A 23214-nucleotide genomic window follows, 5' to 3' on the forward strand; every position below is an offset into this window, starting at 1 on the left:
CTTTTTCTTCAATTTCGCGGTGCGTCAAAAAATGTCTTTTTTGACCCTTGCCGCTATGGCAAGTCTTTACGAAATTATCTATAAGACCTGCAACCACGCCAGCGGCCGGCGTGAATTTCATCCTTGCGCCGAACCTGGAGCTCTCACTGCTCCACGTGCGGACAGCGGAAATGGCCGTACCCGCATCCTGATGTGCATAAAAGTGCATGGGCGTTCGCACGACTATGTTGGCTATCAGAAACGGGGTCTCTCGTGTCTAAATCTCTTGACAGTTTCAATTGTCGTTCCACGCTGACCGTGAATGGCAAGGACTATGTCTACTACAGCCTGCCCAAGGCTGAGGCAAACGGTCTCGCCGGCGTGTCGAAGCTTCCTTTCTCCATGAAGGTACTGCTTGAGAACCTGTTGCGCTTTGAGGATGGTCAATCGGTTACCAAGGAACACATCCTCGCCGTCGCTGCGTGGCTGGTGAACAAGGGCTCGGTCGAAAACGAGATCGCCTATCGCCCGGCCCGCGTCTTGATGCAGGACTTCACCGGCGTTCCGGCCGTCGTCGACCTCGCGGCCATGCGCGATGCGATGGTGTCTCTCGGCGGCGATCCGGAAAAGATCAATCCGCTTGTCCCCGTCGACCTCGTCATCGACCATTCGGTCATCGTCGATGAATTCGGCACGCCGCAGGCCTTCGCCCGCAACGTCGAGCTGGAATATGAGCGCAACGGCGAACGCTACCGCTTCCTGAAGTGGGGCCAGCAGGCGTTCAAGAATTTCCGCGTCGTTCCTCCGGGCACCGGCATCTGTCATCAGGTCAACCTCGAATATCTCGGCCAGACGGTCTGGACCAAGGAAGAGGACGGCGAGACGATCGCCTATCCGGATACCTGCGTCGGCACCGACTCGCACACCACGATGATCAACGGCCTTGGCGTCCTTGGCTGGGGCGTGGGCGGCATCGAAGCCGAAGCCGCCATGCTCGGCCAGCCCGTTTCGATGCTGCTGCCGGAAGTCATCGGCTTCAAGCTCACCGGCAAGCTCAAGGAAGGCGTCACCGCGACCGACCTCGTTCTCACCGTCACGCAGATGCTCCGCAAGAAGGGCGTCGTCTCCAAGTTCGTTGAATTCTTCGGTCCGGGCATGGACAACATGCCGCTCGCCGACCGCGCGACGATCGGCAACATGGGTCCGGAATATGGCGCGACCTGCGGCTTCTTCCCGGTCGATGGCGAAACGATCCGCTACCTGACGATGTCCGGCCGCGCAAAGGATCGCATCGCGCTCGTTGAAGCCTATTGCAAGGCCCAGGGCATGTGGCGCGAGGGCGACGGCACCGACCTCGTCTTTACCGACACGCTCGAACTCGACCTCGGCGACGTCGTCCCGTCGATGGCTGGCCCGAAGCGTCCGGAAGGCCGTATCGCGCTCGAAAACATCGAGCAGGGCTTCGCCGCTGCGATGGAAAATGATTACAAGAAGCCGGGCCAGCTCAAGAACCGTTATGCCGTCGAAGGCACGGATTTCGATCTCGGCCATGGCGATGTCGCCATTGCCGCCATCACGTCCTGCACCAACACCTCGAACCCGTCCGTGCTGATCGCTGCCGGCCTTCTGGCCCGCAAGGCCGTCGCCAAGGGCCTGAAGTCCAAGCCCTGGGTCAAGACCTCGCTGGCCCCCGGATCGCAGGTCGTTGCCGAATATCTGGCGAAGTCCGGCCTGCAGGCCGATCTCGACGCGCTCGGCTTCAATCTCGTCGGCTTCGGCTGCACGACCTGCATCGGCAACTCCGGTCCGCTGCCCGCCCCGATCTCCAAGACGATCAACGACAAGGGCCTGATCGTCGCGGGCGTGCTTTCCGGCAACCGCAACTTCGAAGGCCGCGTTTCGCCGGACGTTCAGGCGAACTATCTCGCTTCGCCGCCGCTCGTCGTCGCGCACGCGCTCGCCGGCACGGTCCAGACGGATCTGACCAAGGATCCAATCGGCGAGGACAAGGACGGCAAGCCCGTCTACCTCCGCGACATCTGGCCGACGGCGCATGAAGTCCAGGAGTTCATCCAGAAATACGTCACCCGCGAGCTCTACGAGACGAAATATGCCGACGTCTTCAAGGGCGACGCCAACTGGCAGGACGTCAAGGTTCCGGCCGGTCAGACCTATTCCTGGGACGACGCGTCGACCTATGTGCAGAACCCGCCCTATTTCGTCGGCATGGGCAAGACCGGTTCCGGCGTTTCCGACATCAAGGGCGCCCGCGTTCTCGGCCTTTTCGGCGACAAGATCACGACCGACCATATCTCTCCGGCCGGCTCGATCAAGGCGCAGTCTCCGGCAGGTTCCTATCTGCTTGGCCATGGGGTCGGCGTTGCCGACTTCAACCAGTACGGCACGCGTCGCGGCAACCATGAGGTCATGATGCGCGGCACCTTTGCCAACATCCGCATCCGCAACCACATGCTCGGCCCGAACGGCAAGGAAGGCGGCTACACCATCCACTATCCGTCCAAGGAAGAGATGTCGATCTACGATGCGGCCATGAAATACAAGGCAGACGGCATTCCGCTCGTCATCTTCGCCGGCATCGAATACGGCAACGGTTCATCGCGCGACTGGGCTGCCAAGGGCACCAACCTGCTCGGCGTTCGCGCCGTGATCGCTCAGTCCTTCGAGCGCATTCACCGTTCGAACCTGGTCGGCATGGGCGTCGTTCCCTTCGTCTTCGAGGAAGGCACGACCTGGGCGAGCCTCAACCTCAAGGGCGACGAGACCGTCACGATCGAGGGCCTGGAAAACATCAAGCCGCGCGAGAAGAAGATCGCCAAGATCACCTATGGCGATGGCACGGTGAAGGAGATTCCGATCCTGTGCCGCATCGACACGCTCGATGAAGTCACCTACGTCAACAACGGCGGCATTCTGCAGACTGTTCTGCGGGATCTTGCCGCCTGACCAAGGGCAATCCGACCTTGATGCATATCGCGCAAAAGTGTTCAGCGGTTTTGCGGCGATGGCATGAAGACAATAGTCTAAAGCCTGTCACGTGAATCTCTCTTCCCGCGACAGCCTTTAGTGGAGACAGCCGGACATCATCGTTCCGGCCGTCTCTTCATTTTTGCACATTCACAAGGATGTGTTCCTTCAGACAGCCGCTCTGCCCAATCTCTCACCCCATCGTGACTTTCCGTTGAAGCCCGAAGGAGCTATCTCTACGCCATATCGATCGGGTTCGGCGGCCGCGTCGCAATGTCTCGCGGACCTGAAGCAGGGGTAGAGGTATGTTCGCGCGGTTTCTTATTTCGCTGCTAGCCGGCATGACGCTTGCTGGCCAGCTTTCAGCTCAGGACAGCGTTGCGCCGAAGCCGAAAGGTGTCGTTGAGCTGTTTACGTCCCAGGGCTGCTCTTCCTGTCCGCCGGCCGATGCCGCATTCGAGAAACTGATCCGCCAGGGAGATGTTATCGCGCTTGCCTACCACGTCGACTATTGGAATTACCTTGGCTGGGCCGATACGCTCAGTTCGAAGGAAAACACATCCAGGCAGTATGGCTATGCACGAACACTTGGGCGCAGCAACGTCTATACGCCGCAGGCGGTGATCAATGGTCGGGATCACCTGAATGGCTCCGACCTCAGTGCGATCAATGAAAAGATCGATACCTTCTCGAAGGAAGGCAAGGGCTTGCGTGTGCCCGTGGCCGCCAAGATGAAAGGCGACGAGATGGAAATCAAGATCGGCGCCGGAGAAGGCCGTGCCAATGTCGTTGTCGTCTATTTCGACAAGGAAAAGACCGTCGAAATGGAGAAGGGCGAAAACAGCGGCAGGAAAATTTCCTATTTCCACAGCGTGAATGACGTCGAAACCGTCGGAATGTGGGATGGCAAGGAAATTACCCTGACATTGCCGGCAAACGTCATGGAAAAAGCGAATCTGGAAGGCTGTGCCATACTGCTGCAGACATCAACACCACAGGGCGACCCTTCCGCAATTCTCGGCGCCACGGTCCTGTTGGCAGGCAAAGACGTCTGATTTTTCGTGATCTAAGGGCGGCCCGGCTGAAGCGTATTCGGGGCTGGGGTTAAGGTCGATACACCTCGGCCGGGCCGTTTGGCGTGCTGACGCCAAACTACGCGCGCATAATTTCTCGCAATTGCGGCGCTGTTTTGTCTGAAATGCGGCGCGATTGGAGACTATCCCCGATAAGCTTGGGCACAGCCTGGACTTGCTTTTTCTCGTGGCTAGGGCAAAGTGTCACCATGCTGTCATGAACGGAGGCGTCGAAGATTGATGACCGATCATCCGGATTTGCGACACGGCGAGAGCCGAGTCATGAGCGAAAACGCTTCCGTCATCGATCTCCGGGAATACAGGCAAAGCAGGGATCCGCTGCCCGTCACCTTCCATCGTCGGGAACTCGACGCCATTCTGTGGATCTATGGCCGGATGGTCGGCGAGGGCGAATGGCGGGACTACGCGATCGATCACTTGAAGGACAAGGCCGTCTTTTCCGTCTTCAAACGTTCAGGTGAGATGCCGCTTTTTCGTATCGAGAAAAATCCGAAACTCGCCGCCAAGCAGGGCGCTTTTTCCGTCGTCAATGTCAACGGCATGATCCTGAAGCGTGGTCATGACCTGCAACAGGTTCTCAAGATCTTCGACAAGGCGCTGAAACTGGTTGAAAAGTGATTCGCCGTTTTAGGCTTCTTGCCTGAAGAGCGTACCTGGATAGGCTGCCGGATCGGGATCCGTTCCCATTCCCTCACCGAGTTCCTTCTGCATGATCATGGTGTCGAGCCAGCGCCCATGCTTGTAGCCGGTGCCTTTCAAGAGACCCCTTTCCTCGAAGCCGGCGGCGCGGTGCAGGGCGATGGAGGCAGGATGGGCGCCGCCAATCACGGCGACCATCTGCCTGAAGCCAAGCGCGACGCAGCGTTCAATCAACCCGGCGAGAAGGAGCTTGCCAATGCCGCGCCCGCGTGATGCTGGCGCCAGATAAATCGAGTCCTCCACCAGCCAGCGATAGGCCGGGCGGGTACGAAATGCGGAAGCGTAGGCGTAGCCAAGCAGTGCGCCTCCTTCATCCAGCGCGGCGATATAGGGATAGCCAAGACCCGTATTGGCGCTAAAACGCTTCATCATTTCCTCTTGCGATGGCGGCGTGATCTCGTAGCTCGCAACACCGTTCAGGACGGAATCGCGATAGATTTCGGTGATGAAGGGTAGATCGGCAGGGCTGGCGTCGCGGATCGTGATAGACATATGTGCCTTGGCATCGGGGCTGAAAAGGGAAAGCCTTAACAAGCACCTGACGCTGAACATGGCAATAAAAAAGGCGGCCGAAGCCGCCTTTTCATTCGTGTCATTCCCTTACCTTCTGTTGCCCAGGAACTGAAGGAGGAACATGAATAGGTTGATGAAGTCGAGGTAGAGCGTCAGCGCGCCCATGATCGCCTTGCGACCGGCAACCGCCACGTCATCGCCTTCGTAATACATCTCTTTGATGCGCTGCGTGTCGTAGGCGGTGAGTCCTGCGAAGATCAGCACGCCAATCACGGAGATGGCGAAATGCACTGCCGACGACGCCAGGAAGATGTTGACCAGGGAAGCAATGATCAGGCCGAACAGACCCATGATCAGAAACGAGCCCATGGCCGACAGGTCGCGCTTCGTCGTATAGCCGTAAAGCGACAATGCACCGAAGGATGCTGCCGTCACGAAGAACGTCTGCACGATACTCGTCTGTGTATAGACCAGGAAGATCGTCGATAGCGACAGGCCGACAAGCGCGGCATAGACCCAGAATGTCGTCTGGGCTGCTGACACGCTCATGCTATTGATCCTGAAACTCAGGAAGAACACGAACGCGAGCGGTGCCAGAATTACGACCCAGCGGAGCGGACTCGTGTAAATGGCCTGGCCGAAGGCGGTGAGCTGACCGTCTGAGACCGCGAAGGTGAAGGCGAGATAGGCGGCTACACCCGTGATCGCCAGACCGAGCGCCATCAGGTTGTAGACCTTGAGCATGTATGTGCGCAGGCCTTCGTCCACGACCGCGCCGGCCTGCACGCCACTGCGTGAAACCCGGTTCTGGTAATTGCGAAAATCAGCCATTGTTTCCTCTTATAAGCTCCCGGGGTTGTGACGGTCGGGTCAAGGACCCGGGCGCCGCTGCGGAGCCCAGCAAGCCTGTGCACAATATGAGCCTTTAGGGCTTTACAAACAAGAGCCTGCAACCCTGAAACGGGTTAAATCGGCGTAAGGTGCCGGTATTCCGGGAGCTGGGTTAACGCTCTAGAGCCGGATGAGTTCAGGTCGAACCGAGCTGAAATCTGAATCCGTCTCTAAATTAGAAAGTTGCAGCGGGATGTCGCCCGAAAACCGCACACACTTTTCGGCATCCCGCTCTTGTGTCTAGAGTTCGCGCAAAACGGGTGCCGCTTTCTGGCCGAGCACCCGCCATGTCCCGATCAGCCCGATGCCGACCGTCAATACTAGGGCCGTGACAAGCGTCAGCCCGGCGACATCTGGAAGAAAGACCGACGGAAGCCCCATGATGCGGCTGACAATGAACCAGGCGGCCACGCCGCCGGCAAAAAGCGCGAAGATGGCCGTGGCTGTGCCGAGGATAATGTATTCGTAGCTGAAGGCGCGGATCAGCATCGCCCGCGTCGCCCCGAGCGTCTTCAAGACGACGGCATCATGGGTGCGCGCACGGTTTCCAGCTGCAAGCGCGCCGGAAAGAACCAGGACAGACGCGATCAGCGCGACCGAGGCGGCCGCGCGGATGGCGGTGGCAAGCTGGGCGACCAGCGTGTTGACGACATCGATCGCATCCTTAACGCGAACACTGGTGATTGTCGGATAGGCGTTTGTGACGGCTTTAAGCACCGCCGCATCCTCAGCCGCGGTCGCGGATGGCTCGGTGAGCGTCGCAAGCCAGGCATGCGGAGCACCCCTGAACGTGTTGGGAGAGAAGATCATCACGAAATTAATCGAGAGCGTTTCCCATTCGACGTTGCGAAAATTGGCGATCTTCGCCGTTATGTTGCGCCCGAGCACGTTCACGGTGACCGTATCGCCGAGCTTCAGCCCAAGATCCTTCGCCTCGTTGGCGGAAAAGGATACCAGTGGTTCCCCCGTATAATCCCTGCTCCACCATGTGCCGGAATCGAGCGAGGTGCCCTCGGGCAGGGTCTCGGAATAGGTGATGCCTCGATCTCCCCGCAATACCCATTGACCCGCGGCCGGAACGTTCATCCTGCTGACGTCCTGGCCATTGAAGGCGATGATACGACCGCGCAACATCGGCACCTCGACGAGTTTTCCTTCCGGAGCCTCCCGGTGCACGATGTCGCGGAACCCGTCCAGTTCGGTCCCCTGAATGTCGACGAAAAAGAAATTCGGCGCCTGCTCCGCCATGTTGCCGGTGAGCTCACGGCGCAGATTGCCGTCGATCAGCGTCAATGTCACAAGCAACGCCAACCCGAGCCCAAGTGAAAGGACGACGGAAGGCGTGAGCGCGCCCGGACGGTGAATATTGCCGATAGCAAGCCGCAGCGACGGCGAGGGCACCTGCGGGCTCCGGCTTGCGAGCCAGGCGACCAGGGCAGCAACCGCGCGCAGGATCACGAAAGCGGCAGCGATTGCACCGACAAAGATCACCGCGATGAAACGGTCATAGGCCGTCACGATGGCGAGTGTCGCGAGCGCCGCCATGAAGACGGCGGCGGCAAGCAGATAGGGCCAGGATGGCAGGCGTCTCGCCTCGAAACCCTGCTCCCGGAAAAGCGCGGTCGCCGGCACCTCGCGCGCGTGGCCGAGCGGCAGGATCGCAAAGGCGAAAGTCGTCAGGATACCGAATAGAGTGGCGAGCGTCAGCGCGCCGGGATAGAGCCTCGGCTCGGTCGCAACCGGTAGGAATCGGGCGAGAAACTGCGAGGCCACCACCGGTGCCACGGCGCCGATGACGAGGCCGACCGCTATGCCGGCCAACGCGATCACTGCGATTTGAAAGAGATAGGTCAGCACGACTGTGCCGGCTGGCGCGCCGAGGCATTTGAAGGTGGCGATCGTCGTGCGTTTGGCATCGAGGAAGGCGCGGACCGCATTGGCAACACCGACCCCGCCGACGATCAATGCGGTCAATCCGACAAGTGTGAGAAATTGGGTAAAGCGCGTCACGTTCTCGCTGAGCGAAGGAGCGGCACGGTCGCTGGTGCGGATCGCCCAGCCGGCCGCAGGAAAGGCGGCGTTTGCCCGCCCTCGGATACCCACCGTCTCCGCAGGGTCGTCCATCCGGACTTTATAGGCATGCTCGACGAGGCTGCCCGTCTGAATGAGACCGGAGGCAATCAGCGTATCGCGGCTGACAAGAAGCCTGGGAGCGAAGCCGAAGCCGTCTGACAGCACATCCGGTTCGGTCTTGACCGTCCCGGAAATTCGCAATCTCGTATTGCCGAGAAGCAGTTCGTCGCCGATCGAAAGATTGAGCCTTTCGAGCAGCAGAGGGGCAACGACGGCACCGTGCAACTCGCCCTTTGTCGCAAGTAGCTCCGAGAGCGGCTGGTCCGGTTCCGCTTCGAACCGGCCATAGAGAGGATAAGCGCTGTCGACGGCCTTGACCTCAACCAGCGACTGATCCGAACCATCAGGAAGGCGCGCCATCGAGCGAAGGGAGGTGGAGGTCGACACGTCCCCCAGCCCCTTGAGAAAGGCCATTTCCTCGGGTGTTGCTTCCCGATTGTTCAGTTCGAAGCGCACGTCGCCGGCGAGGATCTCCTGCCCTTGCGAGGTGATCGAGTCTGTGATCGATTGCGAAACCGAATTGACGGCAGCGATTGCGGCCGTGCCGAGCGCGATGCAGGCAAGAAAAATATAGAAGCCTTTCAAGCCACCGCGCAGCTCGCGAAGAGCGAGACGAAAGGCAAGCGAAATGCGCGGCAGGACAATCCTCATGCAAGCGCCGCCTGCGATTTGGGCGTGGCTGCGCTGTCGCTCTCGATCTGTCCGGAACGAACGCGGATCTGCCGTGAGCAGCGCCCCGCCAGCGCCGGATCGTGGGTAACCAGCAGCAGCGTCATGCCGCGCTCGGCCTGCTTCGAGAAAAGCAGATCGGCGATCTGGCGGCCGGTATCCGTGTCGAGGTTACCGGTCGGCTCGTCGGCAATCAGCAGCGCCGGAGACGGCGCGAGCGCCCGGGCGATGGCTACACGCTGCTGCTCGCCGCCGGAAAGCTGGCCGGGATAGTGGTTTAACCGTTCGCCGAGACCGACCGATTGCAGCTCGCGGCGCGCGATCTCGAATGGGTCCTTTACACTCGCCAGTTCCAGCGGGACAGCGACATTCTCGATGGCCGTCATGTTGGCGATCAGATGGAAGGACTGAAAAACGATGCCGATATTGCGGCCTCGGAAATCGGCGACCTGATCCTCGCTGAGCTGGTGAAGCGGCGTGTCCTTGATATGGATTTCACCGCGATCCAATCGCTCAAGGCCGGCGAGAACCATCAGGAGCGTTGATTTGCCGGAACCGGAAGGTCCGACAATACCGACCGATTCACCCTCACCGATCGCCAGATCGATCCCCTTCAACACGTGGACGGAAGCGGCCGCGCTGCCGAGCGTCAGATCCGCCCGTTTCAGTTCGATGATGGTTTTAGCCAAATGAAACCGTCCTATATATTTCTCTAGACATCGATTGGCGCGTAATAGCCGCAAAGGCAATTTAGGAAATAGATCATGAGATTTAAAGTTACTGTATTTCAAATCGCCGTCATTGCTGCAGGGCTGTTGTTCGGCGCCATGATGCCGGCCGCAAATGCGGCAACGATCAATCTCGTCGGCTTCGGTGACAGCCTGATGGCCGGATACCAGCTGCCGCCGGGCGACGGATTTCCCGAAAAGCTCCAGGCCGCACTGAAAGCCAAGGGGCTCGATGTGACGATCACCAACGCCGGCGTTTCCGGCGACACGACTAGCGGCGGTCTTGCCCGCGTCGACTGGTCCGTGCCGGACGGGACCGACGGTGTGATCCTCGAGCTCGGCGGCAATGACGCGCTCCGCGGTATTGCGCCGGAGGAAACCGAGAAAAATCTCGACGCCATTATCAACCGGCTGAAGGGCCGGGGCATTTCCGTGCTGTTGGTCGGCATGCTCGCACCACCCAACATGGGCGGCGATTACGCCGCGCGCTTCAACCCAATATATAAACGGCTCGCGGACAAATACGACCTTCCACTCTACCCCTTTTTCCTCGATGGCGTCGCCCTGGACAGCGCGCTGAAGCTGGAAGACGGGATGCATCCCAACACGAAAGGCGTGGATGTCATGGTCCAGCATATCGAGCCTGTGGTCACGGATTTCATCGGGAAGATTTCTTCCGTGAAGAAATAGGGGCTTGCGCGCACACCAATTGCGTGATTCGCTGTTAGCATCTGCAAAAGATTCGGGGAGATCTCGTTATGCCGAGACTGTTTACCGCCCTCGAAATTCCGCGCAACGCGGCCATGAGCCTTTCATTGTTGCGCGGCGGCCTTCCCGGAGCCCGATGGATCGATGTGGAAAATTACCACATTACCCTTCGTTTCATTGGCGACGTGGACGGCCGGACGGCCGACGAAATCGTCGAGCGTCTCGACCGGATCAGCCGGACGGAATTTCAGCTCCGGCTCGAAGGGATCGGTTCCTTCGGATCGAAAAAACCCCATGCGATCTGGGCTGGCGTTTCCCAATCGCCGGAAATGTATGCGCTCCAAGGCGAAATCGAGCGGATCTGCCAAAGGATCGGCCTGCCGCCGGACCCCCGCAAGTTCACGCCCCATGTAACGCTCGCTCGGTTGAAATTCCCCCGCGTCGACGATGTCGTACATTATCTGACCGGCCACGGCAATTTCCATACGACCCCGTTCACGGTCTCACGTTTCGTCCTGCTGTCGTCGCGCGAATCGGTCGGTGGCGGGCCTTATCTGACCGAGGAAGTGTTCCCGCTCCGCGAGGCCCGCTCCGTCCCCGCAATGTCCAGCAATCTGCTGCAGCCGGCAAAGAGCTTGGCGTAGACGGTTTCGAGACCTTCAGCGCCGCCGTAATAGGGATCGGGGATATCCTCTTCGGTGCCTGAGGTGAAATCACAGAAGAGATGGACGGGAGCTGAAGCCGGCGCTGTTTTGCGCAGCTCCTTCAAATTGTCGCGATCCATCGCGAGTATAAGACCAAATGCATCGAAGTCGCTGGGCCGTATTTTCCGGGCACGCTGCCTGGAGATATCGATGCCGTGTCGACCGGCAACGGCGATCGATCGCCTGTCGGGAGGATCGCCCTGGTGCCACCCGCCGGTACCGGCCGAATCCACTTCGAAATCTTGGGCCCTGCCTGATTGAGCGGCCAGATGGGCGAAGATGCCCTCCGCCAATGGCGAACGGCAGATATTGCCTGCACAAACAAATAGTATCCTGAAGCGTTCCATTTCGGGTCCGAATTTTGCCAAAGGAGTAAGCTCGCATGAAATACGAGGTATTGGAGCGATCCGCCATCGATGCAAATCTGACCGAATTGGATTTCAACGAGGCGGCCGCACGCCGGCCCGATTGAAACGGCCTTCGCCATCACCATATGTTCGCAAGTGAAAGGGATAACGGGATGGATGACGTCAAATTTGGTGAGATCCTGCTGCCGGGCGACGAGGAGACCCAAAACCGTCGCGAAAAGAGCGTGCGCAAGAAGTTCTGGCCAACTTTCAAGCGAGCCGTGCGCCAGATCCCGTTCTCACGCGATCTCGTCGCGGCTTTTTATTGTGCGCTCGATCCGCAGACACCAACACGTGTGCGCGGCATCCTGCTTGCGGCCCTTGGTTACTTTGTGATGCCGATAGACATGATCCCGGATGTCTTTGCCGTTATCGGCTTTTCCGACGATGTCGCCGTCCTTTCGACTGCCTTCGCCCTGATCAGCAGCCATATTCGCCCCTATCACTACGAGGCGGCGGACCGGGCACTTGCGGACAGGCCGGAGGATACCATGAAGACGATCTAATGCATGTCGCGCAAAAGTGTGCAGCGGTTTTGTGGCAACGACATGCATGAAAACAATTGTCTAAAACCTTTCGCCGCGACCCGGCTCCGCTCATTTTTCTGACGACCGGGCTCCCTCAAATCCCTGATGAAAGCGATGTTTCACAAGGTCGTGCGAGGAATTTTAAAGGTCAAACTCTTGCCTGAATCTTTAGCTCTTAGATTCACGCGAAGGATGGCGTCGCCATCCAAACTTTGCAACCCCCGCGGCGCTTACTGACCCACCCGTCGGCATTTTGACTGAAATGGCACAGGCTAAGGCAAATTGCAGCTTCTGTTGACGGTTTGGTAACCTGAATTAAGTCAAAATGGAGCAGGACGTGACCACGTTGTTGCCCGAATTTGACCGGTTTGGGCCCTGGAATGCAAGAAATCGGCAGGAAATCCATGTTTGTAAAAAGTACCGCGACCGCTCTCACATTCATACTGATCACAGCCAGCATCGCATATGCCCAGTCTCCGACTCGCCTCCAGCAGTTTCAGGCCTGGGGTGCGTACTCGTATAAATCCGGCAACGGCACGGTCTGCTATGTTCTGTCCGTACCCACCGCCAAGGAGCCGGCGAGCGTCGACCATGGCGATAACTTCTTCATCGTATCGCAGCGCCCGGGCCAGAATATCTCCTACGAGCCGCAAGTCATGATGGGCTACTCGCTGCAGGAAAATTCCAAGGTCAACGTGACCATCGACGGCAAGTCCTTCGTAATGTTCACCAAGGACAAGGCAGCCTGGGTGGAAAATGCCGCGCAGGAACCGGCGCTCGTCGCTGCCATGAAGACCGGCCATTCGATGACGGTAAAGGCGACGTCCCGTCGCGGAACCGGCACCGCTTACACCTATTCTCTCTCCGGCATTTCCGCCGCGCTGAAGCAGATCGAAGCCTGCAAGTAATCTACAGAGCGGTGCTTCCGGGCATCAGAAACAGATCAGAGCCAGGCGTTGCGCACAAACCCGAAAATCGATGCCGGTTTTCGGAAAGGCTTATGCGTCACTTCAAAGTGATAGAGCGTCCTTAGCGTCCCGACGGACGCGCGGCGCTCTTGTGCCTGCCTTTGCTTTGCATTCATAGTGACGTACATCGAAAATAGTGCTAAAGCGCCGCGCAACAGCGGACAGATCGCGAAGTCTCTCGCCATTCCGCATTCAAATTCTGCCAATGAGCCAATCGTACCCGCAAGTCCTCCGGCTTACCGGGGCAAGGTACGTTTGAAACCCGGGATAACGATATGTCCGTCATGGATGCGATGCCCCTTACCGACCGAAGGACGCCGAATGCCCGCCCAGCGGAGCTTTCGCCGAAACCTTCCCTGATCGGCCTGACCCGCGAGGAGATGGCGGCGGCGCTCAAGGAAAAGGGAGTCGCCGAAAAGCAGCTGAAGATGCGCGTGAGCCAGCTCTGGAACTGGATCTATGTCCGCGGCGTCTCCGATTTCGACGCCATGACCAACGTCGCCAAGGATATGCGCGAGATGCTGAAGCAGCATTTCACCATCGCGCGGCCGGAGATCGTGGAGGAGCAGGTTTCGAGTGACGGCACGCGCAAATGGTTGCTGCGCTTTCCACCGCGCGGCGCCGGCCGGCCAGTGGAGGTCGAGAGCGTCTATATTCCCGAAGAGGGCCGCGGCACGCTCTGCATTTCCAGCCAGGTTGGCTGTTCGTTAACCTGCTCCTTCTGTCACACCGGTACGCAGCGACTGGTGCGCAATCTCACGGCCGAGGAAATTCTCTCCCAGCTACTGCTGGCGCGCGACCGGCTCGGCGACTTTCCGGATCGTGACGTGCCACTGGGCGCCATGGTGCCCTCTGAAGGCCGCAAGGTCAGCAATATCGTCATGATGGGTATGGGCGAGCCGCTCTATAATTTCGAAAGTGTAAAGCAGGCACTGCTGATCGCATCTGATGGCGACGGCCTTTCGCTTTCAAAACGCCGCATCACGCTCTCGACCTCCGGTGTCGTGCCGGAAATCTACCGAACCGGCGAAGAGATCGGCGTCATGCTGGCGATCTCGTTGCATGCCGTTCGCGACGATCTGCGCGACATGCTGGTGCCGATCAACAAGAAATATCCGCTGAAGGAACTGATTGAGGCCTGTCGCGCCTATCCGGGCCTTTCCAACGCTCGCCGCATCACCTTCGAATATGTGATGCTGAAGGGCGTCAATGACAGTCTGGAAGATGCCAAGGGCCTGATCCAGCTCCTGAAGGGGATTCCGGCCAAGATCAATCTCATCCCCTTCAATCCCTGGCCGGGCACGAACTATCAGTGCTCGGACTGGGAGCAGATCGAAAAATTCGCCGATTTCATCAATCAGGCGGGTTATGCCTCGCCGATCCGCACGCCGCGCGGCCGCGATATTCTTGCCGCCTGCGGCCAGCTCAAGTCGGAATCGGAACGCATGCGCAAGACCGAGCGGCTCGCCTTCGAGGCCATGATGATCGCCAATCACGGCGAGGACTGACGATTATGCTTCTGAGCATGCGTCGACCGCTCAGGATTACCACCGGCTATCTCTGCGCATGCGCCGTGACAGGCATCATCCTTGGAGCGATTGTTACGGCCAGGGTACCCGGCAACACCCTTCGGGAAATCCTTCCCGTGTTCCTGGCCACGGCGATTTTCATGACACGAATTGTCGCGATCGCAAGCCTCATACCCTCGGCCGTCGCCATTGCCATCTTTGAATGGAGGAGCGAGCGGCGATGGGGGCCCTACGCTATCTTCGGGGCGTTGTTGTCAGCAGCCGTATCGATTGTGATTTCCGTCATCCCCTCTCAGCCCGGCCTTCTGCCTTCAGCCGCGATCGTATGCGGATCCGCGCTTCTGGGCCTGCTTGCAGCAACGATCTATTGGGGGATAGCGGGCCGCTTCTCCGGCAAGATCCGTTCGGCGCCCTGAACCCGCGTTCAGCGGGCCTGCGTGAAAAAGATCTTCACCGCAAAGATCGAAAAGACCCCGGCGAAAGTATAATCCAGTCCACGCAGGACGTTCCTGTTCTTCTGAAGCCATGAGGCAAGCCAATCGGCGGCAAGTACAACCGAAGCATTCACCGGCATGCCGATCAGGATGAAGAAGAAGCCGAGAAACAGCAGCTTGTGCGTGACCGCCGGATCGCCGGCGGAGACGAATTGCGGCAGGAAGGTCATGAAGAAGATGATGACCTTGGGGTTCAAGAGGTTCACCCAGAAGCCAGTGGAAATGTTGGCAAGCGGAGTGCCTTTTGGTTCATCCAGCTTTTTGACCGAAAGCTTCGATCCGAAGCGGATCGCCTGCAGTGCCAGCCACAGCAGATAGGCGGCACCGCCGGTTTTCAGGATCAGGAAGGCAGTCGGAGAGGCCGTGATCAGCGCGGAGATGCCGAAGGCAACCAGCATCGTATGCACAATGATACCGAGGCTCGTACCCAGAACTACAAAAAGAGCCGCGCGCTTTCCTTGCGCCAGGGCACGGCTGATCGAAAGCGTCATGTCGGGTCCGGGCGTTGCGGCCAGAAGCAGGCTCGCGGCCGCAAACGCGATTAAGGTCGTCAGGCTGGGCAGAAAATCCATGGCATACTCTGAAAGCCGGAAAGGAAGAGAACCTTCTAATCCGCCTTTCAGAAAAATGCGAATCAATCCTTCTTTTCCAGGAACGCCTTGAACTTGTCGGCATAGTCCGGATGCCAGCGCGACAGCGGCGGGCGGTTCTCGACAATATCGCCGGCCGCCCAGAGCATGCGGCGTTCATCAACCGGTCGGGGAACATCATTGTCCGGGCAAAGGATGTAGAAGTCGCCGCTCTCCAGGCTCTGCATCATGAAATCGACTGTTTGTTCCGGGGTCCAGGCACCCGCCGGCTTCTGCTCGCGATCGCCTTTGGTCAGCCCGGTGAAGACGAAACCGGGGATCAGCAGATGGGCGGAGAGCTCGCAGCCCTCGGTATTGCGCAGCTCATGCTGCAGCGCCTCGGTGAAAACCTTCACGCCGGCCTTCGAAACATTGTAGGCCGGATTGCCGGGCGGCGTGGTGATGCCTTGCTTCGAGCCGGTGTTGATGATCATGCCGGGTTCGCCATGGGCCAGCATGTGCGGTCCAAAGGTGCGCGTGCCGTTGATGACGCCCATCAGGTTCACGGCAAGAATATTGTCCCAGTCCGCCTGCGGACTGAAGATCGAAGTCCCTGGGCCGATGCCGGCATTGTTCATGAGAACATGGACACGGCCGAAGCGCTGGATGACCGCACGCTCGAGGGCTTCGAGCGATCCCTTTTGGCTGACATCGGTTTCGATCGCCATGACATGCTCATCGGCTCCTTCAGCGAGCGCGATGACCTCGGCACGGGCATTTGCCAGCCTGTCGCCGCCGAGATCGGCAAGGACGATACTCATGCCGAGCCTGGCGAAGTGCTTGGCGGCGGCAAGGCCGATCCCCGAAGCGCCGCCGGTGATCACGGCGACATTGGCTTTCTTGAATACGGATTGGGCGTGCGTCATCGCTGCGCTCCCTCTTGCGGTGATTGTTCGAACCTCGGCAGATATGGCCTGCCGTCTTCGCAAGTCAAATCGAAATCGGGTGACTGGCCGACCCTAGGCAGTTCTGTGACGGCTGCCCTGTGACAGCTACCTATCACAATGCCGGCACGAGCCGAGCCGCCTTCCCCTTGCGCCCTGCGATAATCTCGCTAAAAGTGCCGCGACAACGGTTTTGCGGCATTGCCGCGCACGCATTCGAACGGACCTCAATCATCATGGCATCGTACAAAAACGTGAAGAAAGTCGTTCTCGCCTATTCCGGCGGCCTCGACACCTCGATCATTCTGAAGTGGCTGCAGACGGAGCTGGGCGCCGAAGTCGTCACCTTCACCGCCGACCTCGGCCAGGGCGAAGAACTGGAGCCTGCTCGCAAGAAGGCGGAGATGCTCGGCATCAAGGAAATCTATATCGAGGATGTGCGCGAGGAATTCGTCCGCGATTTCGTCTTCCCGATGTTCCGCGCCAATGCCGTCTACGAAGGCATCTATCTGCTCGGCACCTCGATCGCCCGGCCGCTGATCTCCAAGCATCTGATCGACATCGCCAAAAAGACCGGCGCCGACGCCATCGCCCATGGCGCGACCGGCAAGGGCAACGACCAGGTCCGCTTCGAGCTTTCCGCCTATGCGCTGAACCCTGACATCAAGATCATCGCTCCATGGCGTGACTGGGCCTTCAAGAGCCGCACGGAACTTCTCGAATTCGCCGAGAAGCACCAGATCCCGGTCGCCAAGGACAAGAAGGGAGAAGCCCCGTTCTCCGTCGACGCCAACCTGCTGCACTCCTCTTCCGAAGGCAAGGTCCTGGAGGATCCGTCGCAAGAGGCGCCGGAATATGTGCATATGCGCACCATTTCGCCGGAGGCCGCCCCCGACAAGGCGACAGTCATCAAGGTCGGCTTCGAGAAGGGCGACGCCGTCTCGATCAACGGCGTGCGGATGACGCCTGCGACCCTGCTGGCAACGCTCAACAATTATGGCCGCGATAACGGCATCGGCCGCATCGATCTCGTCGAGAACCGTTTCGTCGGCATGAAATCGCGCGGCGTCTATGAAACGCCCGGCGGCACGATCCTGCTCGCCGCCCACCGCGCGATCGAAAGCATTACGCTCGACCGCGGCGCCGGACATCTCAAGGACGAGCTGATGCCGCGCTATGCCGAACTCATCTACTACGGCTTCTGGTTCTCCCCGGAACGCGAGATGCTGCAGGCGGCGATCGACAAGAGCCAGGAACATGTCGAGGGCGAAGTAACGCTGAAGCTCTACAAGGGCAATGTCATGGTCATCGGCCGCGAGAGCCCGAAGTCGCTTTATTCCGACAAGCTGGTTACCTTCGAAGACGACCAGGGCGCTTACGACCAAAAGGATGCGGCCGGCTTCATCAAGTTGAACGCGCTCCGTCTGCGCACGCTCGGCAAGCGCAATCTTTCCAAGTAATCACTCGATCCTCGACCGGGATCAGAAAGGCTCGCCGATACCGTCGCGCAGGCTTTTCCATTCGCGCTTCGCAAGGCGCTTGACGGCCGCGCGTCGTGGCATAGTCTGGCGGAGTCGTTTTTGCGGAGCCTATCCGATGCCCCAGTCCCTGCTCGTCGGCGCTTTCCTGGCCGCGCTTCTCTATGTGCTCATTCCCGGTCCCGCCTTCTTGCAATTGCTTGGAATCGGCGCAGGGCAGGGTCGCAAGGCCGGCGCGCTTTTCATGACAGGCCATCTCGCCGGAGATCTGCTCTGGTCGTCACTGGCTCTTGTTGCGATCGTCGGAGCCAGGACGATCGGCACATTCGTCTTTGATCTTCTTGGCCTGCTTTGCGGCTTCTATCTCGCCTGGATCGGCTGGAGCGCCGTCAATGCGAAGCCGAAGGGCGATGGGCAGGCCCTTGTGACTGTCAAGCGGCCCTTTCGGCGCGGGCTGGTTTTCGGCGTCACCAATCCGAAGGGATATCCCGTGGCGCTTGCGACATTCACGGCGCTGGTTGCCGGCTCTGCCAGCGCGCTCGATTTTCAGACGCTGCCGGTCCTGCTCAGCGTCTCCTTCGTCGGATTCCTGACCGCCGATCTCATTCTGATCGTTATCATCGGCGCCGGCACGGTCCGGCGTTTCTACCGCGCCCATGAACGCCTGATCGTGCGCTGCTCAGGCGTTCTGTTCATGGGTTTCGCCGTCCAGGCGCTCTGGCATGCGATGCCGGGCCTGCTCGGCTGGCGCAAGGCTTAAAGCAATTCCAGAAAAAGGTGCAAAGCGGCTTTCCGTCCGGAACTGCGTAGAAACAAAAAGCTTGAGCGGTTCTGCGCTTTCATAAAACGCTGGGCTTCTTTTCTTGCCGCAGCCAGGTGCCATATCAATCAGCGAAGCTTCCTATTACGAGAAGACAATTGCTTTCAAAGGATCTCCGTATGCCTTCCACACACGAATTTAATCCCGCTCTTGTCGAATGGAACGGATTCAATGGCTTGCCGCGTTTCGACCGGATAAGCGACGCCGACTTTGCCCCCGCCTTCGAGGCCGCTCTCGCCGCCCATGAAGCGGAGATCGATGCGATCGCGAACAATACCGACGCGCCAACATTTGCAAATACGGTCACGGCCCTCGAAATCGCGGGCGACGAGCTTTCGCGCGTGTCGTCCCTGTTCTGGAATCGCGCGGGCGCGCATACCAACGATGTCATCCAGGCGCTCGAGCGCGAGATCGCGCCGCGCATGTCGCGTCACTATTCCAAGATCGGCATGAATGCCGTTCTCTTTGCCCGCATCGATTCCTTGTGGGAAAAACGCGAAAGCCTCGGCCTGACGCTGGAGGAAACGCGTGTCCTCGAACGCCATTGGAAAGGCTTCGTCAAGTCTGGCGCCAAGCTGGCAAAACCAGAGCAGGAGCGCCTCGCCGCGATCAACGAGACGCTTGCCGGCCTTGGTGCGCGCTTTGGCCAGAATGTGCTGGGAGATGAAAAAAGCTGGGCGCTGATTCTCTCCGACGAGGCCGAAACCGCCGGCCTTCCGGAATTTCTGAAGGACGCCATGGCGGCGGCCGCCCGGGAACGCGGTGCAGACGGCAAATATGCGGTGACGCTGTCGCGCTCGATCATCGAACCGTTCCTTACCTTTTCCGAGCGGCGCGACCTGCGCGAACAGGCCTTCAGGGCCTGGGTGGCGCGGGGCGAGAATGACGGCGATACCGACAATCGGGCCATCATTCGCGAGACGCTGGCGTTGAGATCGGAGAAGGCCGCCCTGCTCGGCTATGGCAACTATGCCAAGCTGAAGCTCGACAATACGATGGCGAAGACCCCGGAGGCGGTAAACCATCTTCTGAAAACGGTCTGGGTGAAGGCGGCCGCCCGTGCCAAGGAAGAGGAGGCCGACATTGCCGCACTGATTGCCGAAGAAGGAAGAAACCATGACGTCATGCCCTGGGACTGGCGCCATTATGCCGAAAAGATCCGGGCGCGGAAATTCGACTTCTCCGAAGCCGAGCTGAAGCCCTACCTGCAGCTCGAAAAGGTCATCGAGGCCTGCTTCGATGTCGCCGGGCGTCTCTTCGGCATCCGCGCCGTGGAAGCTCGCGACATACCGGCCTATCATCCGGACGTGCGGGTTTTCGAAATCCGCGACGCGCAAGACAAGCTCATCGCTCTGTTTCTCGGCGACTATTTCGCGAGGACCTCCAAACGTTCTGGCGCCTGGATGAGCTCCTTCCAGTCGCAGCACAAGCTTCCGCTCAAGAACGGTGACATCGGCGAACTACCGATCATCTATAACGTCTGCAATTTCGCCAAGCCCGCCGAAGGAAAGCCGGCGCTGCTGTCGATCGAGGATGCACGGACGCTCTTCCACGAATTCGGCCATGGGCTGCATGGAATGTTGTCCAACGTGACTTATCCTTCCGTTTCCGGCACCGGCGTTTCCCGCGATTTCGTGGAACTGCCGTCGCAGCTCTACGAGCATTGGCTGACGGTGCCGGCGATCCTGAAGCAATATGCAGTGCATTATGAAACCGGGGAGCCGATGCCACAGGCATTGCTCGACAAGGTGCTGGCAGCGCGGACCTTCAATGCCGGTTTTGCGACCGTCGAATTCACGTCATCGGCGCTGGTCGATATGGCCTTTCATACACGCGGTGCCGTCGATGATCCGATGGCGGTGCAGACGGAAGTGCTTGCGGAAATCGGCATGCCGAAATCGATCGTCATGCGGCATGCAACTCCTCACTTCCAGCATGTCTTCGCTGGCGACGGCTATTCGGCCGGCTATTATTCCTACATGTGGTCGGAAGTACTCGATGCCGATGCCTTCGCCGCTTTCGAAGAGACCGGCGACGCCTTCGACCCCGACACAGCCGAAAAGCTCAAGGCGAATATTTACTCGGTCGGGGGTTCGATCGATCCGGAAGACGCCTACAGGGCTTTCCGCGGCAAGCTGCCCAGTCCGGACGCCATGCTGAAGAAGAAGGGACTGGCGACATTCGAGGAGCTTTCCGGCTCCGACGCCTGAGCAAAATCAGCCCTGAGCGACGGCTTAGGCAATCAGAACCGGCGGGGTGACACTGCTTTTATGCGTCCCCCCTTTCGCAAACGCAAAAAAAACTGTATGAGCGCGCCAAACGTAATTGGCGCACCCTCCCGAATTGGCGCCCCAGCCTCAGAGATCTGACAATGGCCCTCCGCAATATCGCGATCATCGCGCACGTCGACCATGGGAAGACCACGCTCGTCGACGAACTCCTGAAACAATCCGGCTCGTTCCGCGAGAACCAGCGCGTCGCCGAGCGCGTAATGGATTCCAACGACCTGGAAAAGGAACGCGGCATCACCATTCTCGCCAAGGCGACATCGGTCGTCTGGAAGGATACCCGCATCAACATCGTCGACACCCCCGGCCACGCCGATTTCGGCGGTGAAGTCGAACGCATCCTTTCGATGGTGGACGGTGCGATCGTTCTGGTCGACGCCGCCGAAGGCCCGATGCCGCAGACGAAGTTCGTCGTCGGCAAGGCGCTCAAGGTCGGCCTCCGCCCGATCGTCGCGATCAACAAGATCGACCGTCCGGATGCCCGCCACGAGGAAGTCATCAACGAAGTCTTCGACCTCTTCGCAGCACTCGACGCGACGGACGAGCAGCTCGACTTCCCGATCCTCTACGGTTCGGGCCGCAACGGCTGGATGAACTATTCGCCGGAAGGCCCGAAGGACGAAGGTCTGGGACCGCTCCTCGACCTCGTCGTCAAGCATGTTCCCGAGCCGACCGTCGGCGGAGGCCCGTTCCGGATGATCGGCACGATCCTGGAAGCCAACCCCTTCCTTGGCCGCATCATCACCGGCCGTATCCATTCCGGCTCGATCAAGCCGAACCAGGCCGTCAAGGTGCTTGGCGCCGATGGCAAGACGATCGAAACCGGCCGCATCTCCAAGATCCTCGCTTTCCGCGGCATCGAGCGTCAGCCGATCGAAGAGGCAAGCGCCGGCGACATCGTCGCGATCGCCGGTCTCTCCAAGGGTACGGTCGCCGATACCTTCTGCGATCCGGCGGTCAGCGAGCCGCTGATCGCGCAGCCGATCGATCCGCCCACCGTCACCATGTCCTTCATTGTCAACGACAGCCCGCTGGCCGGCACCGAAGGCGACAAGGTCACCTCCCGCGTTATCCGCGACCGTCTCTTCAAGGAAGCCGAGGGCAACGTCGCCCTCAAGATCGAAGAAGCGGAAGATAAGGATTCCTTCTACGTCTCCGGTCGCGGCGAATTGCAGCTCGCCGTTTTGATCGAGACCATGCGCCGCGAAGGCTTCGAGCTTGCCGTTTCGCGTCCGCGCGTCGTCATGCACAAGGATGAGAGCGGTCAGCTCCTGGAGCCGATCGAAGAGGTCGTCATCGACGTTGATGAGGAGCATTCGGGCGTCGTCGTTCAGAAGATGTCCGAACGCAAGGCCGAAATGGTCGAATTGCGTCCTTCGGGCGGCAACCGCGTCCGTCTCGTCTTCTTCGCGCCGACCCGCGGTCTCATCGGCTACCAGTCGGAGCTTCTGACCGATACGCGCGGCACCGCCGTGATGAACCGTCTGTTCCATGACTACCAGCCGTACAAGGGCGAGATCGGCGGCCGCGTCAACGGCGTTCTGCTCGCCAATGAGGCCGGCGAAGCTGTTGCCTATGCCCTGTTCAACCTGGAAGATCGCGGCCCGATGATCATCGATGCCGGCGAAAAGGTCTATGCAGGCATGATCATCGGTATCCACAGCCGCGACAATGACCTCGAAGTCAACGTGCTGAAGGGCAAGAAGCTCACCAACATCCGTGCCGCCGGCAAGGACGAGGCGGTAAAGCTGACCCCGCCGATCCGCATGACGCTCGACCGCGCACTCTCCTGGATCCAGGACGACGAGCTGGTGGAGGTCACGCCGAAGTCGATCCGCCTGCGCAAGATGTATCTCGATCCAAACGAGCGCAAGCGCTTCGAAAAGGCACGCTACGCATAGAGCCGGACGTCACGCGAAAACCGCGCACACTTTTCGGCATCCCGGCTCTCAGACATCTTCGGTTTTATCATCGATCAACCCCCGGCAGCACCATGCCGGGTTTTTTTTATTTGTGTGCCCCCGCTTTTCAGCCTTGTGGCAATCGTTAAAAAAGCGTTAAATTTTGACCATCGTCCACATGCAAAG

20 protein-coding genes are annotated in these 23214 nt (G+C 59.4%); 13 read left to right on the forward strand and 7 right to left on the reverse strand.

Annotated elements, in window-relative coordinates; genetic code table 11:
• Positions 1-252 precede the first annotated feature (252 nt).
• The 3 genes from acnA (at position 253) to AAE029_RS22290 (ending at position 4676) form a co-directional block, all read left to right on the forward strand.
• Positions 253-2943 (forward strand): aconitate hydratase AcnA, encoded by a 2691-nt coding sequence (acnA, locus tag AAE029_RS22280; protein ID WP_371075080.1) that lies wholly within the window; start codon positions 253-255, stop codon positions 2941-2943.
• A gap of 326 nt (positions 2944-3269) precedes the next feature.
• Positions 3270-4019, forward strand: coding sequence for a DUF1223 domain-containing protein (locus AAE029_RS22285; protein WP_371075081.1), 750 nt, complete (start codon positions 3270-3272; stop codon positions 4017-4019).
• Between the two features lie 258 nt (positions 4020-4277).
• Positions 4278-4676, forward strand: coding sequence for a DUF2794 domain-containing protein (locus AAE029_RS22290; protein ID WP_371075082.1), 399 nt, complete (start codon positions 4278-4280; stop codon positions 4674-4676).
• Between the two features lie 9 nt (positions 4677-4685).
• Here the strand turns inward: AAE029_RS22290 and AAE029_RS22295 are convergent, their stop codons facing one another.
• From AAE029_RS22295 to AAE029_RS22310, 4 genes are all read right to left on the reverse strand, one after another.
• Positions 4686-5249: an N-acetyltransferase family protein gene (locus tag AAE029_RS22295; protein WP_371075083.1), complete on the reverse strand. Its 564-nt coding sequence runs from the start codon at positions 5247-5249 to the stop codon at positions 4686-4688.
• A 108-nt stretch (positions 5250-5357) separates the two neighbouring features.
• Entirely contained in the window at positions 5358-6101 is a 744-nt protein-coding gene (locus tag AAE029_RS22300) for a Bax inhibitor-1 family protein (RefSeq protein ID WP_371075084.1), read from the reverse strand.
• Between the two features lie 300 nt (positions 6102-6401).
• On the reverse strand, positions 6402-8945 hold the full coding sequence (locus AAE029_RS22305) for an ABC transporter permease (protein ID WP_371075085.1): 2544 nt from the start codon (positions 8943-8945) through the stop codon (positions 6402-6404).
• On the reverse strand, positions 8942-9652 hold the full coding sequence (locus tag AAE029_RS22310; protein WP_371075086.1) for an ABC transporter ATP-binding protein: 711 nt from the start codon (positions 9650-9652) through the stop codon (positions 8942-8944). The genes AAE029_RS22305 and AAE029_RS22310 overlap by 4 nt, the downstream gene beginning before the upstream one ends.
• Before the next feature lie 75 nt (positions 9653-9727).
• Here AAE029_RS22310 and AAE029_RS22315 point away from each other — a divergent pair, with 75 nt between their 5' ends.
• Together AAE029_RS22315 and thpR are read left to right on the forward strand one after the other, a co-directional pair.
• Positions 9728-10381, forward strand: a complete 654-nt coding sequence (locus AAE029_RS22315) for an arylesterase (RefSeq protein ID WP_371075087.1) — start codon at positions 9728-9730, stop codon at positions 10379-10381.
• A gap of 68 nt (positions 10382-10449) precedes the next feature.
• Positions 10450-11043 carry an RNA 2',3'-cyclic phosphodiesterase gene (thpR, locus tag AAE029_RS22320; RefSeq protein ID WP_371075088.1) on the forward strand — a complete coding sequence of 198 codons (594 nt, stop codon included), beginning with the start codon at positions 10450-10452 and terminating at the stop codon, positions 11041-11043.
• Here thpR and AAE029_RS22325 read toward each other — a convergent pair.
• On the reverse strand, positions 10950-11450 hold the full coding sequence (locus AAE029_RS22325) for a low molecular weight protein-tyrosine-phosphatase (RefSeq protein WP_371075089.1): 501 nt from the start codon (positions 11448-11450) through the stop codon (positions 10950-10952). The genes thpR and AAE029_RS22325 overlap by 94 nt on opposite strands.
• 173 nt (positions 11451-11623) lie before the next feature.
• Between AAE029_RS22325 and AAE029_RS22330 the strand changes: the two genes are divergently transcribed.
• The 4 genes from AAE029_RS22330 (at position 11624) to AAE029_RS22345 (ending at position 14950) form a co-directional block, all read left to right on the forward strand.
• Positions 11624-12016 (forward strand): YkvA family protein, encoded by a 393-nt coding sequence (locus AAE029_RS22330; protein WP_371075090.1) that lies wholly within the window; start codon positions 11624-11626, stop codon positions 12014-12016.
• A gap of 425 nt (positions 12017-12441) precedes the next feature.
• Positions 12442-12945: an invasion associated locus B family protein gene (locus AAE029_RS22335; protein ID WP_371075091.1), complete on the forward strand. Its 504-nt coding sequence runs from the start codon at positions 12442-12444 to the stop codon at positions 12943-12945.
• Between the two features lie 335 nt (positions 12946-13280).
• Positions 13281-14513, forward strand: a complete 1233-nt coding sequence (gene rlmN / locus AAE029_RS22340; protein WP_371075092.1) for a 23S rRNA (adenine(2503)-C(2))-methyltransferase RlmN — start codon at positions 13281-13283, stop codon at positions 14511-14513.
• Between the two features lie 5 nt (positions 14514-14518).
• A complete protein-coding gene (locus AAE029_RS22345) occupies positions 14519-14950 on the forward strand; it encodes a hypothetical protein (RefSeq protein ID WP_371075093.1) in 432 nt (143 codons plus the stop codon).
• Positions 14951-14958: 8 nt separating this feature from the next.
• Here AAE029_RS22345 and AAE029_RS22350 read toward each other — a convergent pair whose 3' ends face one another.
• Together AAE029_RS22350 and AAE029_RS22355 are read right to left on the reverse strand one after the other, a co-directional pair.
• A complete protein-coding gene (locus tag AAE029_RS22350; RefSeq protein WP_371075094.1) occupies positions 14959-15600 on the reverse strand; it encodes a LysE family translocator in 642 nt (213 codons plus the stop codon).
• Positions 15601-15662: 62 nt separating this feature from the next.
• Entirely contained in the window at positions 15663-16523 is an 861-nt protein-coding gene (locus AAE029_RS22355; RefSeq protein WP_371075095.1) for an SDR family NAD(P)-dependent oxidoreductase, read from the reverse strand.
• 254 nt (positions 16524-16777) lie between these two features.
• Here AAE029_RS22355 and AAE029_RS22360 point away from each other — a divergent pair, with 254 nt between their 5' ends.
• The 4 genes from AAE029_RS22360 to typA all read left to right on the forward strand — a co-directional run bounded on the left by AAE029_RS22360 (position 16778) and on the right by typA (position 23028).
• Entirely contained in the window at positions 16778-18001 is a 1224-nt protein-coding gene (locus tag AAE029_RS22360) for an argininosuccinate synthase (RefSeq protein ID WP_371075096.1), read from the forward strand.
• A 136-nt stretch (positions 18002-18137) separates the two neighbouring features.
• Entirely contained in the window at positions 18138-18779 is a 642-nt protein-coding gene (locus AAE029_RS22365) for a LysE family translocator (protein ID WP_371075097.1), read from the forward strand.
• A 179-nt stretch (positions 18780-18958) separates the two neighbouring features.
• Positions 18959-21049: a M3 family metallopeptidase gene (locus AAE029_RS22370; RefSeq protein WP_371075098.1), complete on the forward strand. Its 2091-nt coding sequence runs from the start codon at positions 18959-18961 to the stop codon at positions 21047-21049.
• A 161-nt stretch (positions 21050-21210) separates the two neighbouring features.
• Positions 21211-23028: a translational GTPase TypA gene (typA, locus tag AAE029_RS22375; RefSeq protein WP_371075099.1), complete on the forward strand. Its 1818-nt coding sequence runs from the start codon at positions 21211-21213 to the stop codon at positions 23026-23028.
• The last annotated feature ends 186 nt before the right edge of the window (positions 23029-23214 follow it).

Source organism: Sinorhizobium sp. CB7, assembly GCF_041357635.1.
Classification (GTDB): Bacteria; Pseudomonadota; Alphaproteobacteria; order Rhizobiales; family Rhizobiaceae; genus Rhizobium.